Annotated in this window: 11 protein-coding genes, 1 tRNA gene and 2 pseudogenes; 12 read left to right on the forward strand and 2 right to left on the reverse strand. The window is 71.8% G+C overall.

What is annotated here, in order from left to right:
- Positions 1-86: 86 nt before the first annotated feature.
- The 5 genes and pseudogenes from C6361_RS12270 (at position 87) to C6361_RS12285 (ending at position 4,059) form a co-directional block, all read left to right on the forward strand.
- Positions 87-1,043 (forward strand): 4-(cytidine 5'-diphospho)-2-C-methyl-D-erythritol kinase, encoded by a 957-nt coding sequence (locus C6361_RS12270; RefSeq protein WP_107263791.1) that lies wholly within the window; start codon positions 87-89, stop codon positions 1,041-1,043.
- A gap of 24 nt (positions 1,044-1,067) precedes the next feature.
- Positions 1,068-2,577, forward strand: a pseudogene (locus C6361_RS12275) (ABC-F family ATP-binding cassette domain-containing protein); the annotation flags it as partial.
- Between the two features lie 95 nt (positions 2,578-2,672).
- A pseudogene (locus C6361_RS39190) lies at positions 2,673-2,882 on the forward strand (ABC transporter C-terminal domain-containing protein); the annotation flags it as partial.
- A gap of 121 nt (positions 2,883-3,003) precedes the next feature.
- Entirely contained in the window at positions 3,004-3,459 is a 456-nt protein-coding gene (locus C6361_RS12280) for a DUF4383 domain-containing protein (RefSeq protein ID WP_107267815.1), read from the forward strand.
- A 126-nt stretch (positions 3,460-3,585) separates the two neighbouring features.
- A complete protein-coding gene (locus C6361_RS12285) occupies positions 3,586-4,059 on the forward strand; it encodes a DUF4383 domain-containing protein (RefSeq protein ID WP_107257735.1) in 474 nt (157 codons plus the stop codon).
- A gap of 34 nt (positions 4,060-4,093) precedes the next feature.
- Here C6361_RS12285 and C6361_RS12290 read toward each other — a convergent pair whose 3' ends face one another.
- Together C6361_RS12290 and C6361_RS12295 are read right to left on the reverse strand one after the other, a co-directional pair.
- Entirely contained in the window at positions 4,094-4,798 is a 705-nt protein-coding gene (locus C6361_RS12290; protein ID WP_159079661.1) for a TetR/AcrR family transcriptional regulator, read from the reverse strand.
- 132 nt (positions 4,799-4,930) lie between these two features.
- Positions 4,931-5,902: an acyl-CoA desaturase gene (locus C6361_RS12295; RefSeq protein WP_107257737.1), complete on the reverse strand. Its 972-nt coding sequence runs from the start codon at positions 5,900-5,902 to the stop codon at positions 4,931-4,933.
- A 148-nt stretch (positions 5,903-6,050) separates the two neighbouring features.
- Between C6361_RS12295 and C6361_RS12300 the strand changes: the two genes are divergently transcribed.
- From C6361_RS12300 to C6361_RS12330, 7 genes are all read left to right on the forward strand, one after another.
- Positions 6,051-6,917 (forward strand): helix-turn-helix domain-containing protein, encoded by an 867-nt coding sequence (locus tag C6361_RS12300; RefSeq protein WP_107267817.1) that lies wholly within the window; start codon positions 6,051-6,053, stop codon positions 6,915-6,917.
- 13 nt (positions 6,918-6,930) lie between these two features.
- Positions 6,931-7,002, forward strand: a tRNA-Gln gene (locus C6361_RS12305).
- Between the two features lie 113 nt (positions 7,003-7,115).
- Positions 7,116-8,630, forward strand: coding sequence for a bifunctional UDP-N-acetylglucosamine diphosphorylase/glucosamine-1-phosphate N-acetyltransferase GlmU (gene glmU / locus C6361_RS12310; RefSeq protein WP_107267818.1), 1,515 nt, complete (start codon positions 7,116-7,118; stop codon positions 8,628-8,630).
- Positions 8,631-8,681: 51 nt separating this feature from the next.
- The gene (locus C6361_RS12315; RefSeq protein ID WP_107257740.1) at positions 8,682-9,662 is read left to right on the forward strand and encodes a ribose-phosphate diphosphokinase; all 981 of its coding nucleotides are present in this window, start codon (positions 8,682-8,684) and stop codon (positions 9,660-9,662) included.
- 373 nt (positions 9,663-10,035) lie between these two features.
- Positions 10,036-10,725 carry a 50S ribosomal protein L25/general stress protein Ctc gene (locus C6361_RS12320; RefSeq protein ID WP_107267819.1) on the forward strand — a complete coding sequence of 230 codons (690 nt, stop codon included), beginning with the start codon at positions 10,036-10,038 and terminating at the stop codon, positions 10,723-10,725.
- A 120-nt stretch (positions 10,726-10,845) separates the two neighbouring features.
- Positions 10,846-11,436: an aminoacyl-tRNA hydrolase gene (gene pth, locus C6361_RS12325; protein ID WP_107267820.1), complete on the forward strand. Its 591-nt coding sequence runs from the start codon at positions 10,846-10,848 to the stop codon at positions 11,434-11,436.
- Positions 11,437-11,589: 153 nt separating this feature from the next.
- On the forward strand, positions 11,590-12,453 hold the full coding sequence (locus tag C6361_RS12330) for an inositol monophosphatase family protein (protein ID WP_107267821.1): 864 nt from the start codon (positions 11,590-11,592) through the stop codon (positions 12,451-12,453).
- Positions 12,454-12,586 lie beyond the last annotated feature (133 nt).

Below are 12,586 nucleotides of genomic sequence, written 5' to 3' on the forward strand. Positions count from 1 at the left end.
CCGGTCGATCCCGCGTCCCGGCGACCGTGGGCACCCCATCCGGTCCGGTGGCGTCCCGCCCGGTCGCGGGTTCGGGGCACGGCTGCATGACCGAGGCATGGGGACCGGACGAGGACGACGAGCGGCCGCGCCGGAGGATGCCCGGCCCGGTCAGGGTCCGGGTGCCGGCGAAGGTCAACCTCCATCTCGGGGTCGGGCCGCTGCGCCCGGACGGCTACCACGAGCTGAACACCGTCTACCACGCGATCTCGATCCACGACGAGCTGACCGCCCGCCGGGGCGACACCCTCACCCTGACCATGGAGGGCGAGGGCGCCGGTGAGCTGGACCTGGACGAGTCCAACCTGGTGATCCGGGCCGCCAGGGCGCTGGCCGCGCACGCCGGGGTGCCGGCACACGCCCGGCTGCACCTGCGCAAGCAGATCCCGCTCGCCGGCGGCCTGGCCGGGGGGAGCGCCGACGCCGCCGCCACGCTGGTCGCCTGCGACGCGCTCTGGGGTACCGACCTGAGCCGCGACGAGCTGGCCGGGATCGCCGCCGGGCTCGGCTCCGACGTCCCCTTCCTGGTGTACGGCGGCACCGCCCTCGGCACCGGCCACGGCGAGACGATCAGCCCGATCCTGGCCCGCCCGGTCACCTGGCACTGGGTGGTGGCGATCGCCGACAGCGGCCTCTCCACCCCGGCCGCCTACCGCGAGCTCGACCGGCTGCGCGCCGAACACGCCGCCCCACCTCCGCTGCGCAACGCCGACGCGCTGCTCGCCGCGCTGCGCGGCCGGGATCCGGCCCGGCTCGGCCGGGCACTCGGCAACGACCTCCAGGCCGCCGCGCTCTCGCTGCGCCCGGCGCTGGCCGAGACGCTGAAGGCCGGCGAGGCGGCCGGGGCACTCGCCGGCATCGTCTCCGGCTCCGGGCCGACCTGCGTCTTCCTCGCCACCGACGGCGGTCACGCCGAGCGGGTCGCGGCCGAGCTGACCGCCTCCGGGCTGTGCCGGAAGGTCCGCACGGCGTACGGTCCGGTCCCCGGCGCCCGGGTCAGCTGACCGGGGCGACTACCGTCTGAGTACATGGCCAACATCGTCAATCTGGACCGGGTCTCCAAGGGGTACGGCGCGGCGGGGCAGCTCCTCACCGACGTCTCCCTGGGCCTTTCCGACTCGGACCGGATCGGCGTCGTCGGGCTGAACGGCACCGGCAAGTCCACCCTGCTGCGGCTGCTCACCAAGACCGAGGAGCCGGACAGCGGTCGGGTGACGCACCGCCGCGACCTGCGGGTCGCCTGGCTGCCGCAGACCCTCGTGCTCGACCCCGAGGCCCGGGTCCGGGACGTGGTGCTCGGCACCGCCTGGCTCGACGAGGGGTTCGGCGCCGAGCACGAGTGGGCCGGTGACGCGGGCGTACGCGCGATCCTCGACGGGCTCGGCATGCCGTACCTCGGGCTGGACCAGCCGGTCGGGCCGATGTCCGGCGGCGAGCGGCGGCGGGTGGCCCTGGCCGCCCTGCTGGTCCGCACCGCCGACCTGCTGGTGCTGGACGAGCCGACCAACCACCTCGACGTGGCCGGGGTGGACTGGCTGGCCCGGCACCTGATCGGCAAGCGCGGCGCGCTGGTGGTGGTCACCCACGACCGGTGGTTCCTGGACGCCGTCTGCACCGCCACCTGGGAGGTCGCCGACCGGGCGGTACGCGCCTACGAGGGCGGCTACGCCGCCTGGACGCTGGCCCGGGCCGAACGGGAACGGGTGGCCGCGGCCACCGAGGCACGGCGGCAGAACCTGCTGCGCAAGGAGATCGCCTGGCTGCGCCGCGGCCCGCCGGCCCGGACCTCCAAGCCGCGCTTCCGGATCGAGGCGGCGAACGCCCTGATCGCGGACGTACCGCCGCCGCGCGACACCGTGTCGCTGCAACGGCTCGCCACCGCCCGGCTCGGCAAGCAGGTGTACGACCTCACCGACGTCACCCTGCTGGCCGGGGAGAAGCTGATCCTGGACAACCAGACCTGGCAGGTCGGCCCCGGTGACCGGATCGCGATCGTCGGCGCGAACGGTGCCGGCAAGACGACGCTGCTCCGGCTGCTCGCCGGGGTACGCGGCCCGGACGGCGGGCAGCTGCGGACCGGCTCCACCGTCAAGCCGGCCTTCCTCTCCCAGGAGCTGGCCGAGCTGCCGGGCAACCTGCGGGTACTGGAGGCGGTCGAGGAGGTGGCCCGCCGGGTCGTACTCGGCGACCGGGAGATCAACGCCTCCCAGCTCGCCGAGATCTTCGGCTTCGACGACCGCCGGCTCTGGACCCCGGTCTCCGACCTCTCCGGCGGTGAGCGGCGCCGGCTGCAACTGCTGCGGCTGCTCGCCGCCGAGCCGAACGTGCTGCTCTTCGACGAGCCGACCAACGACCTGGACACCGATACCCTGGCCGCGCTGGAGGACCTGCTCGACTCCTGGCCCGGCACCCTGATCGTGGCCAGTCACGACCGCTACCTGGTCGAACGGGTCACCGACGTGGTGTACGGGATGTTCGGCGACGGCCGGCTGGTGCACCTGCCCGGCGGTGTCGAGGAATACCTCGCCCGCGCCGTCACGCCCGGCGGGCCGCCGCCCGAGCGGCGGAGCAACGGCGCGGTGCCGGCCGAGCGGGCCGAGCGGGCCGAGGGTGCCCTCTCCGGCGGGGAGCTGCGCTCGGCCCGCAAGGAGCTGAGCCGGCTGGAGCGGCAGATCGGCAAGCTGGAGCAGCGCGAGGCGGCACTGCACGACCAGATGGCCGAGCACGCCACCGACTACGCCCGGATCGCCGAGCTGGACGGCCAGCTCCGGGCTCTGCGGGCCGAGCGGGAACAGACCGAGGAGGCGTGGCTGGCCCTGGCCGAGCAGGTGCCGGAGGGCTGAGCGGCGGCGGTGCGACGACGAGGGCGCCGCTGACCGGCGGGGGTGTGCGGCGTCACCCGGACGGCATGCGGAAGAATCTAGCTCCGACCCCCACTGGCAACGGCGTTGGAGACTGCTGATCATGGCCCACAACCCCGTCAACCATCCCGCGCGGCCGGTCTACCGGGCCATCGGCGGGCTGATCGGCCTCTACCTGGTGGCCTTCGGTGTCCTCGGCTTCGTCGAGGCCGGCGGCGGCGAGTTCTTCGCCCAGGACGACACCCTGGTACTCGGCCAGGGGACCAACCTCGGCTACTCGGTGATCTCGACCGTGCTCGGCCTGGTCATCCTGCTCGCCACCCTGGTCGGCCGGAACGTCGACACGACGGTCGACAAGTTCCTCGGGTACGCCCTGATGGCGCTCGGCCTCGCCGAACTGGCGGTGCTGCGTACCGATGCGAACTATCTCAACTTCACCGTCGCCACCACCATCGTGACGATGATCCTCGGGCTGACCCTGCTGATGTGCGGCATGTACGGCAAGGTCGGCTCCGAGGAGGAGGCCAAGGCCTTCGAGGACGCCCGCCTGGTGCTCTGAGCCGTGCCGCACCGGCCGGCCGTCCCAGCGGTCCGGCCGGTGCCGATCCGGCGTTCGCCGGGCAATCCCCTCCGGCCCGGGTGACAATCCGGTAGGAAAGTCGCCAACCGGCAGCCAGGAGGGGACATGGCGCACATCCCGATCAACCACCCGGCTCGTCCGGTCTACCGGGTACTCGCCGGGCTGATCGGCCTCTACATCGTGATCTTCGGGGTCTTCGGACTCTTCGAGACCGCCGGGGAGGACTTCTTCAGCCGAGGCAGCCACTGGGTGCTGGGGCTGCGTACCAACATGGCGTTCGCGCTGGTCTCGGTGATCTTCGGGCTGGTGGTCCTCTTCGGCGCGGTGCACCGGGGCAACTTCGGGCACCTGATGAACCTCGCCATCGGGGTGGTCTTCCTGGTGGTCGCGATCGCGATGATGGCCGTGTTGCAGACCGAGGCGAACATCCTGAACTTCTCGATGTCCACGGTCATCGTGTCGATGCTCTTCGGACTCGTCCTGCTCGCCACCGGCCTCTACGACAAGGTCGGCCCGGCGGAGCACGCCGAGGAGGAACGCGAGATGGACACGAGTACGAGCGCCCGCCCCGGCCGCTGAGACCCACCCCGACGGCGACGCCGGGCCGGCCGGTTCAGCGGGTCCGGCGGGTGAGCAGGGTCGGCTTGGCCTCCAGGTGCGACAGCCCGTTCCAGGCCAGGTTGACCAGGTGCGCCGCCACCGTCTCCTTGCGCGGCTTGCGCACCTCGAGCCACCAGCGGCCACTGAGCGCCACCATGCCGACCAGGGACTGTGAATAGAGTTCGGCGAGCTTCGGGTCGTAGCCCCGGCTCTTGAACTCGGCACCCAGGATGTGCTCCACCTGGTGCGCCACGTCGTTCATCACGCTGCTGAAGTTGCCGGTCGCGGAGAGCACCGGCGACTCCCGGACCAGCACCCGGAAGCCGTCGGTCTCCTCCTCGATGTAGTCGAGCAGGGCCAGCGCCGCCTGCTCCAGCAACTCGCGGGGATGCCCGGCGGTCAGCGCGGTGGTGACCCGGTAGAGCAGGGCGCGTACCTCCCGGTCCACGACGACCGCGTAGAGGCCCTCCTTGCCACCGAAGTGCTCGTAGACCACCGGCTTGGAGACCTTGGCCCGGGCGGCGACATCCTCGATCGAGGTCGCGTCGAACCCGCGCTCGGCAAAGGCCTGCCGGCCGATCGCGATGAGCTGCTCGCGGCGCTGGGCCGCGGACATCCGTACCCGGGAACCGGGCTTGGGGGGTGGCGGCGGCGGTGGCGCCGGTGGCTTGACCTGCCGGCGCCCGAGGCTGCGATCGGTACCCGGACCGTCGCTCACCCCGCTATCCCGCTGCCGTTCCGCGATGCCACGCCGACTCGGATCGTCCCTGGTGGCGCCCTCGCTGCGCTCCGTCACCTGGCCATCCTGCCAGGCGAACGCTCGTGGCCGGGTGCCCGGGCGCGTCACGGGTCACTGCGACGGTGTTGATTTGAGTAGTTTTGCGGCAACCCGCTCGGGCTTCGGCCACCGCACGTCGTACGCGGCGCCGACCTTCTCGAAGAGCCAGATCACCCGGGCCGAGATGTCGACCTGACCCCGCAGTACGCCGTGCCGGGCGCAGGTCGGATCGGCGTGGTGCAGGTTGTGCCAGCTCTCCCCGAAGGAGAGGATCGCCAGCGGCCAGAAGTTCGTCGCCCGGTCGCCCTGGCGCACCTCGAACGGGCGCTCGCCGTAGACGTGGCAGACCGAGTTGATCGACCAGGTGATGTGGTGCAGCAGCGAGACCCGGACCAGGCCGGCCCAGAAGAACGCGGTCAGCGCGCCCTGCCAGGACCAGGTGACCAGGCCGCCGACCAGCGCCGGGGTGAGCAGGGAGAGGGCCACCAGCAGCGGGAAGAGCCGGTCGACCCGGTTGATGTCCTTGTCGGCGATCAGGTCCGGGGCGAACCGCTCGCGGTTGGAGAGTTCCCGCTTGAACAGCCAGCCGACGTGGGCGTGGAACAGGCCCTTGGTCAGGCCCCACACGCTGCTGCCGAAGCGCCACGGTGAGTGCGGGTCACCCTCCAGGTCGGAGAAGGCGTGGTGCCGGCGGTGGTCGGCGACCCACTGGGTGATGTTCCCCTGGACCGCGAACGAACCCGCGACGGCGAGGGCCACCCGCAGCCAGCGCTTGGCCTTGAACGACCCGTGCGTGAAGTACCGGTGGAAGCCGACGGTGATGCCGAGCCCGGCCACCACGTACCACACTCCGGCGATGGCGATGTCGGTCCAGCTCAGCCAGCCGCCCCAGGCCACCGGCACGGCGGCGAGCAGGGCGAGGAAGGGGATCGTGACGAAGGACCAGAGGGCGAAGAGGATGCCCTTGGACTGGACGCCGTCAGTGAGTGGCTTGGGGCCCTTCTTGGCGGTGGCGGCCGGTTGTTCGAGTAGTACGGAGGACATGGCACCTCGCTGAGCGTAGGGGGAAGAGCGGTAACTTACGCCTACGTCACCGTAACCTACGCTCTCGTAGTCTGCCATGGACGCGAACTGGGAATCGGCTGGCAGCCATCGACCGGTCTTGTCGTACACGGGCCCTAATCTCCTGGTCGTGATCGATCCGCTCGCCGCCGAGGCGCGTCGTCTGCGTACGGTCGAGCTGCTCTCCGCCGGGGAGATCCGGCAGCGGCTCGGCATCGGCAAGGACCGGTTGACGGCGTTGCTGCGGGATGTTCCCGCGCCGGAGTGGACGAAACGACCCAACGCCAAGGACGAGTTGCGGGCCAGGGCCGTCGAGCTGCGCGGGGCGGGCCGCTCGGTGCCGGAGATCGCCGTCGAGCTGGGAGTGGCGAAGTCGACCGCGTACCGGTGGGTCCAACACCTGCCGCTCGACCCTGACCCGACGGCCGAGGCGCGGCGCCGCGCCCACGCGCAGCGGATGTCGGAGGCGCGCTGGGCGCGACACCGCACCGCCCGGGACGCCGCCGAGGCGGACGCGCACGAGCGGGCCGCCGACGAGGTCGGGGCGGTGAACGCCCGCGACCTGCTGATCGTCGGCGCCACGCTCTACTGGTGCGAGGGCACCAAGTCGAAGCCGTGGCGTCGGGACGACCGGGTCACCCTGGTCAACAGCGACGTCCGGCTGCTCGACATCTTCCTGCGGTTCCTGGAGGGCTGCGGGATCGACCGGAGCGTCCCCCACTATCGGCTGAGCATCCACGAGTCGGCGGACGCCGAGGCGGCGGCCCGGTGGTGGCAGGCGGCGTTGTGCCTGCCCGCCGACCGGTTCCGGCGGCCCACCCTCAAACGCCACCGCCCGAAGACGACCCGCTACAACACCGGCGCGGGCTACCACGGCTGCCTGGTCGTCGACGTGCCGGGCAGCCGGGAACTCTACTGGCGGATCGAGGGCGTGGTGGCCGCTCTCGGCGGCGGGCCGAAGGGGGTGGGGTCGGCCGAGGGTGAGGCGCTAGGCTAAGGCCGCGACACCTTCGGCCGTGGTGTAATTGGCAACACCCAAGATTTTGGTTCTTGTGTTTCAGGTTCGAGTCCTGGCGGCCGAGCTCCTACTTCAGCCCGTCTGGGCGGTTTGTCCGGCCGAGAACGCCCGAACCGCTCCACGGAGTACGGCTAGCATGAGGCCGCAAACTGCCAGTCGTACGACGGGAGCATTCTCGTGTCCCAGCCCCGCCTCCGCACCGTCGTCGTCCTCGCCGCCGGTGAGGGCAAGCGGATGAAGTCGGCGCTACCCAAGGTGCTCCATCCGATCCTCGGCCGCAGCCTGCTCGGCCACGTACTCGTGGCCGCCGCCCCGGTGTCGGCGGACCGCACGCTGGTGGTGGTCGGCCACGGCGCCGACCAGGTCACCGCGCACCTGCGCGAGGTCGCCCCGTACGCCGAGCCGGTGCTGCAGGCCGAGCAGAACGGCACCGGGCACGCCGTCCGGATCGCCCTGGAGAGCGCGCCGGACGCCGGTGGCACCGTGGTGGTACTCAACGGAGACGTGCCGCTGCTGCGTCCGGAGACCGTCACCGAGCTGGTCGCCGCGCACGAGTCCGCCGGGGCGGCGGCGACCGTACTCGCCGCCGAGGTGGCCGACCCGACCGGCCTGGGCCGGATCGTCCGGGGCGCCGACGGCGGACTGGAGCGGATCGTGGAGGAGCGCGACGCCACACATGCCCAGCGGGCGATCCGGGAGATCAACGCCGGGATCTACGCCTTCGACGCCGCACTGCTGCGGGACGCGCTCGGCAAGCTCTCCACCGACAACGACCAGGGCGAGGAATACCTGACGGACGTCTTCGGCCAGTTCGCCGCGACCGGCGAAGCCGTGGCGGTGCACGTGGCGGCGGATGCCACCGAGACGCTCGGCTGCAACGACCGGGTCGAGTTGGCGGCGCTGCGCCGGCTGCTGCGGGATCGGGTCAACGAGGGCTGGATGCGTACCGGGGTGACGCTGCTCGACCCGGCGACGACCTGGATCGACGTCACGGTCACCCTCGGCCGGGACGCCGTGGTGGACCAGAACACCCAGCTCTGCGGGGCCACCACCGTCGGACCGGAGGCCGCCGTCGGCCCGGACACCACGCTGATCGACACCACCGTCGGTGCCGGGGCCACCGTGCTCCGGGCGCACGCGGTCGGCGCGGCGGTCGGTCCGGGGGCGAGCGTGGGACCGTACGCGTACCTGCGGCCGGAGGCGACGCTGCGGGAGAAGGCGAAGGTCGGCACCTTCGTCGAGGTGAAGAAGTCGGAGATCGGTGAGGGCGCCAAGGTGCCGCACCTGACGTACGTCGGGGACGCCACCATCGGGCCGCGGGCCAACATCGGCGCCGGGACGCTCTTCGTGAACTACGACGGGGTCAACAAGAGCCACACCGTGGTCGGTGAGGCGGCCTTCGTCGGCTGCGACACCAGCCTGGTCGCGCCGGTCGAGGTGGGCGCCGGGGCGTACGTGGCGGCGGGCAGCGCGGTGACCAACGACGTACCCCCGGGGGCGCTGGCGATCACCCGGGCCCAGCAGCGCAACATCGACGGCTGGGTGCTGCGCCGCCGGCCCGGTACGAAGTCCGCGGCGGCGGCGGAGCGTGCCGGACGGGAGGCGCCCGGCGCAAGCGAAGGTGAGCCACTGCACGGGGGCTCCGTAGCGGGTGAAGGTCGTCCGGCCTCGGGAGATACTGCAACCGAATAGTCTCTGGCCCAACGCCGGGTGACCCACCGACAAACGGGAGCAGACGAGCCGATGGGCAGCATCGTCGCCGAAAATCGCAAGAGCCTGATGCTCTTCTCCGGAAGGGGATTTCCGGAGCTGGCAACGGAGATCGGTGAGGTGCTCGGGGTGGCGCCGACACCGTCGGACGCCTACGAGTTCGCCAACGGTGAGATCTTCGTACGGTTCAAGGAGTCGGTGCGTGGTTCGGACGCCTTCGTGGTGCAGTCCGTCACGCACGGCGTGAACAAGTGGGTCATGGAGACCCTGATCATGGTCGACGCGTTGAAGCGCGGCTCGGCCAAGCGGATCACCGTGGTGTTGCCGTTCTATCCGTACTCCCGGCAGGACAAGAAGCACCGCGGCCGGGAGCCGATCTCGGCCCGGCTGGTGGCGGACCTGCTCAAGACGGCCGGCGCCAACCGGATCCTCACGGTGGACCTGCACACCGCGCAGATCCAGGGTTTCTTCGACGGCCCGGTCGACCACCTCTTCGCGATGGACATCCTGGCCGAGTACGTCCAGCGCAAGTACGCCGGCCGCCCGATGACGGTGGTGGCCCCGGACTCCGGCCGGGTACGCGTGGCGGAGCGCTGGACCGACCGGCTCGGCGGCTGCCCGCTGGCCTTCATCCACAAGACCCGGGACCCGTCCAAGCCGAACCAGGTGGTAGCGAACCGGGTGGTCGGGGACGTCGAGGGCCGGGTCTGCCTGATCGTCGACGACATGATCGACACGGGTGGCACCATCTGCAAGGCGGCCGAGATCCTGCACGAGGCGAAGGCCGCGGACGTGCTGGTGGCCTCGACCCACGCCCTGCTCTCCGACCCGGCGACGGAACGGTTGAAGAACAGCCGGATCAGCGAGGTGGTGGTGACCAACACCCTGCCGCTGCCGCCGGAGAAGCAGCTCGACAAGCTCACCGTGCTCTCCATCGCGCCGCTGCTGGCCCGGGCGATCCGCGAGGTCTTCGACGACGGCTCGGTGACCACCCTCTTCGGCGGGCTGAGCTGACCGTCGCCCGCTGCGGGCGGTCCGGCGCGTCCGTCGGAGGCGCTCCGGCGCGTCCCCTCGGAGCCGGTCCGGCGCGTCCCCTTGGAGGCGGCCCGGCAGGGTGATCCAGAGGTGGAATTGGCGGATCGCGAATGATGCCGGCTGGCTGGGCGGGGACCGCCGCGAACCCGCATCGGGGCTCGGGTAGACTGGTGCGGTTGCCACGGCGAGGGTGCCCTGCGGGCCGCTGAAGCAAGCGCCGCACGGACGCACCGTCATCGACGCGGTGCTCCGGGCAGTGGCCACACGCAAAGCCCCCAGCGCGCCCTTCGCCCTAGCACCGCAACCGCCAGCCGACGTAGCGCCGCAGAGTGACCGTATCAGGAGTCTTCCCGTGTCCGAGGTAAAGATCAGCGCCGAGCCCCGCACCGAGTTCGGCAAGGGTGGTGCCCGTCGTACCCGCCGGGCCGGTAAGGTGCCCGCCGTGCTGTACGGCCACGGCGAAAAGCCCAAGCACATCGCGCTGCCAGCGCGTGAGTTCGCCGCCGCCATCCGGCACGGTGGCGCCAACCAGTTGTTCGCGATCGAGATCAGTGACGGCACCCAGGCGCTCGCGCTGCCGAAGGCCATCCAGCGTGACCCGATCAAGGACACCTTCGAGCACATCGACCTGATCCTGGTCCGCCGGGGTGAGAAGGTCACCGTCGACGTGCCGGTGCACCTGACCGGCGAGCCGGCCAGGGACACCCTGGTCGTGCACGAGCAGAACACCCTGTCGGTGAGCGCCGACGCGACCCGGCTGCCGGAGAGCTTCGAGGTCTCGATCGAGGGGCTCGAGGTCGGTGCGCAGGTGACCGCGGCGGACGTACGGCTGCCGCAGGGTGTGGAGCTGGTCGCCGACCCGGAGCAGATCCTCGCCCTCGTCACCCAGGCGCCGACGGCCGAGCAGATGGCCGCCGAGGCCGGCGAGGAGCCGACCGAGGAGGCCGAGGAGGAAGCCGGTGCCGAGGGCCCCGGTGCCGAAGCCGCCGAGGCCGAGAGCGACAACCAGGGCGCACCCGCGCAGGCCGCCGCGGAGGCCTGAGCGAGAACCGTCTCCACAGGCGCCCCCGGACGTTCGGGGGCGCCTGTTCTCGTACTGTGACGCCCAGCGGGTTTGCACTGTGGCGGCCAGCGGATCGGGAAGCAGAGGAGAAAGAGCGGCGTGGCGGAGGAGCTTCATCCGTGGTTGCTGGTCGGGCTCGGCAACCCCGGCCGGGAGTACGCGCGGCACCGGCACAACGTCGGCTTCATGGTGGCCGATCTGCTCGCCGGGCGGATCGGCGCGAAGTTCGGCCGGCACCGCCGGGCGGTCGCCGAGGTGGCCGAGGGGCGGCTCGGGTTCGGCGGGCCGAAGCTGGTGCTGGCGAAGCCGTTGACCTACATGAACCTCTCGGGTGGCCCGGTGGCGGCGCTGGCCCAGTTCTACAAGGTGCCGGTCGACCAGGTGGTCGCCGTACACGACGAGTTGGACATCCCGTACGGGCAGATCCGACTGAAGCAGGGTGGCGGCGAGGGCGGGCACAACGGGCTGCGGTCGATGTCCAAGTCGTTGGGGACGAAGGACTATCTGCGGGTGCGGTTCGGGATCGGACGGCCGCCGGGACGGCAGGACCCGGCCGACTACGTACTCTCCGATTTTTCCGCCGTGGAGCGCAAGGAACTGGAGTTCCTGGTGGACCGCGCGGCGGACGCGGCGGAGGCGGTCGTCGGGCGTGGCCTGGAGTGGGCGCAGAACACGTACCACGGCAGCTGACCGGCGAAGGACGGACAGTGCCCGGTGTGGCGGGCCGGCGGTCCACCCCGCAGCCGCGCCTCGGCCGGTAGTCTTTGCGCCGCGGATGAGGAGGCTGACAACGATGATCTCGCGTCAAGCGGCCGGCGAGGCCGGCTCCCTGGAGATGCCCTGATGGCCGCGCCGCCGGTGATCGACGGGGAGTTCGCCCGCTGGCTGGCCGGTCGGGCCGGTCAGGCCCTGCTGGAGCTCCGGGCCGAGATGGGCTTCGCCGACCCGGGGGCGTTGAAGGCGGCCGGTGACAAGGTCTCGCACGAACTGCTCCGCACCGAGCTGGCCCGGTGGCGGCCCGCCGACGCGGTGCTGTCCGAGGAGGACGAGGGCGCCCGGCTCGCCTGGGCCGCCGGGATGGAGCCGGAGGTGGCGCCCCGGCTGGGCGCCGACCGGGTCTGGATCATCGATCCCCTGGACGGTACCCGGGAGTTCTCCGAGGAGGGCCGGACGGACTGGGCGGTGCACGTGGCGCTCTGGGCCCGGCGGGCCGGCACCGCGCACGGCATCGTCGGCGCCGCGGTCGGGCTTCCCGCCCAGCACCGGGTGCTCGGCACCGACCAGCCGCCGTCGTACCCGCCGATGACGCCGGCGGCGGGGACCGGGAGTACCGGATCGACCGGCTCGGACGGCACCGCCCGGCGGGTCCGGCTGGCGGCGAGCCGGAGCCGGCCGCCGGTCTTCCTCACCGACCTGGCCGCCGAACTCGGCGCCGAGCTGGTGCCGATGGGCTCGGCCGGCGCGAAGATCGCCGCCGTGATCAGTGGCGAGGTCGACGGGTACGTCCATGCCGGCGGCCAGTACGAGTGGGACTCGGCGGCTCCGGTCGCTGTGGCGACGGCCACCGGGCTTTTCGCTTCCCGTATCGACGGATCCGCGCTGAAATACAACCAGGCCGATCCCCGCCTGCCGGATCTGGTGGTGTGCCGTAAGGATCTCGCTCCTCGGCTGCTCGCAGCGTTGCAGCGTCACCTCCGGGTACCCTAGGCCGGGACATGGCGACTTAACCGACCGGGAGGGTCTGGAATCCCATGCGCGAGCAGCACGAACGAGGGCCGGCATGAGCGGGCGCGGCGAGCGGAGCGGCCGGCTCAGCACCGGGAGGCCGGACTCCGTCGGC

This window comes from Plantactinospora sp. BC1 (assembly GCF_003030345.1).
Lineage (GTDB): Bacteria > Actinomycetota > Actinomycetes > Mycobacteriales > Micromonosporaceae > Plantactinospora.

Bases quoted from the DNA above. Each gene is read 5' to 3' on its own strand.
- C6361_RS12270 (WP_107263791.1), top strand. From the start codon at position 87: ATGACCGAGGCATGGGGACCGGACGAGGACGACGAGCGGCCGCGCCGG.
- C6361_RS12280 (WP_107267815.1), top strand. From the start codon at position 3,004: ATGGCCCACAACCCCGTCAACCATCCCGCGCGGCCGGTCTACCGGGCC.
- C6361_RS12285 (WP_107257735.1), top strand. From the start codon at position 3,586: ATGGCGCACATCCCGATCAACCACCCGGCTCGTCCGGTCTACCGGGTA.
- C6361_RS12295 (WP_107257737.1), bottom strand. From the start codon at position 5,902: ATGTCCTCCGTACTACTCGAACAACCGGCCGCCACCGCCAAGAAGGGC.
- C6361_RS12315 (WP_107257740.1), top strand. From the start codon at position 8,682: ATGGGCAGCATCGTCGCCGAAAATCGCAAGAGCCTGATGCTCTTCTCC.
- C6361_RS12330 (WP_107267821.1), top strand. From the start codon at position 11,590: ATGGCCGCGCCGCCGGTGATCGACGGGGAGTTCGCCCGCTGGCTGGCC.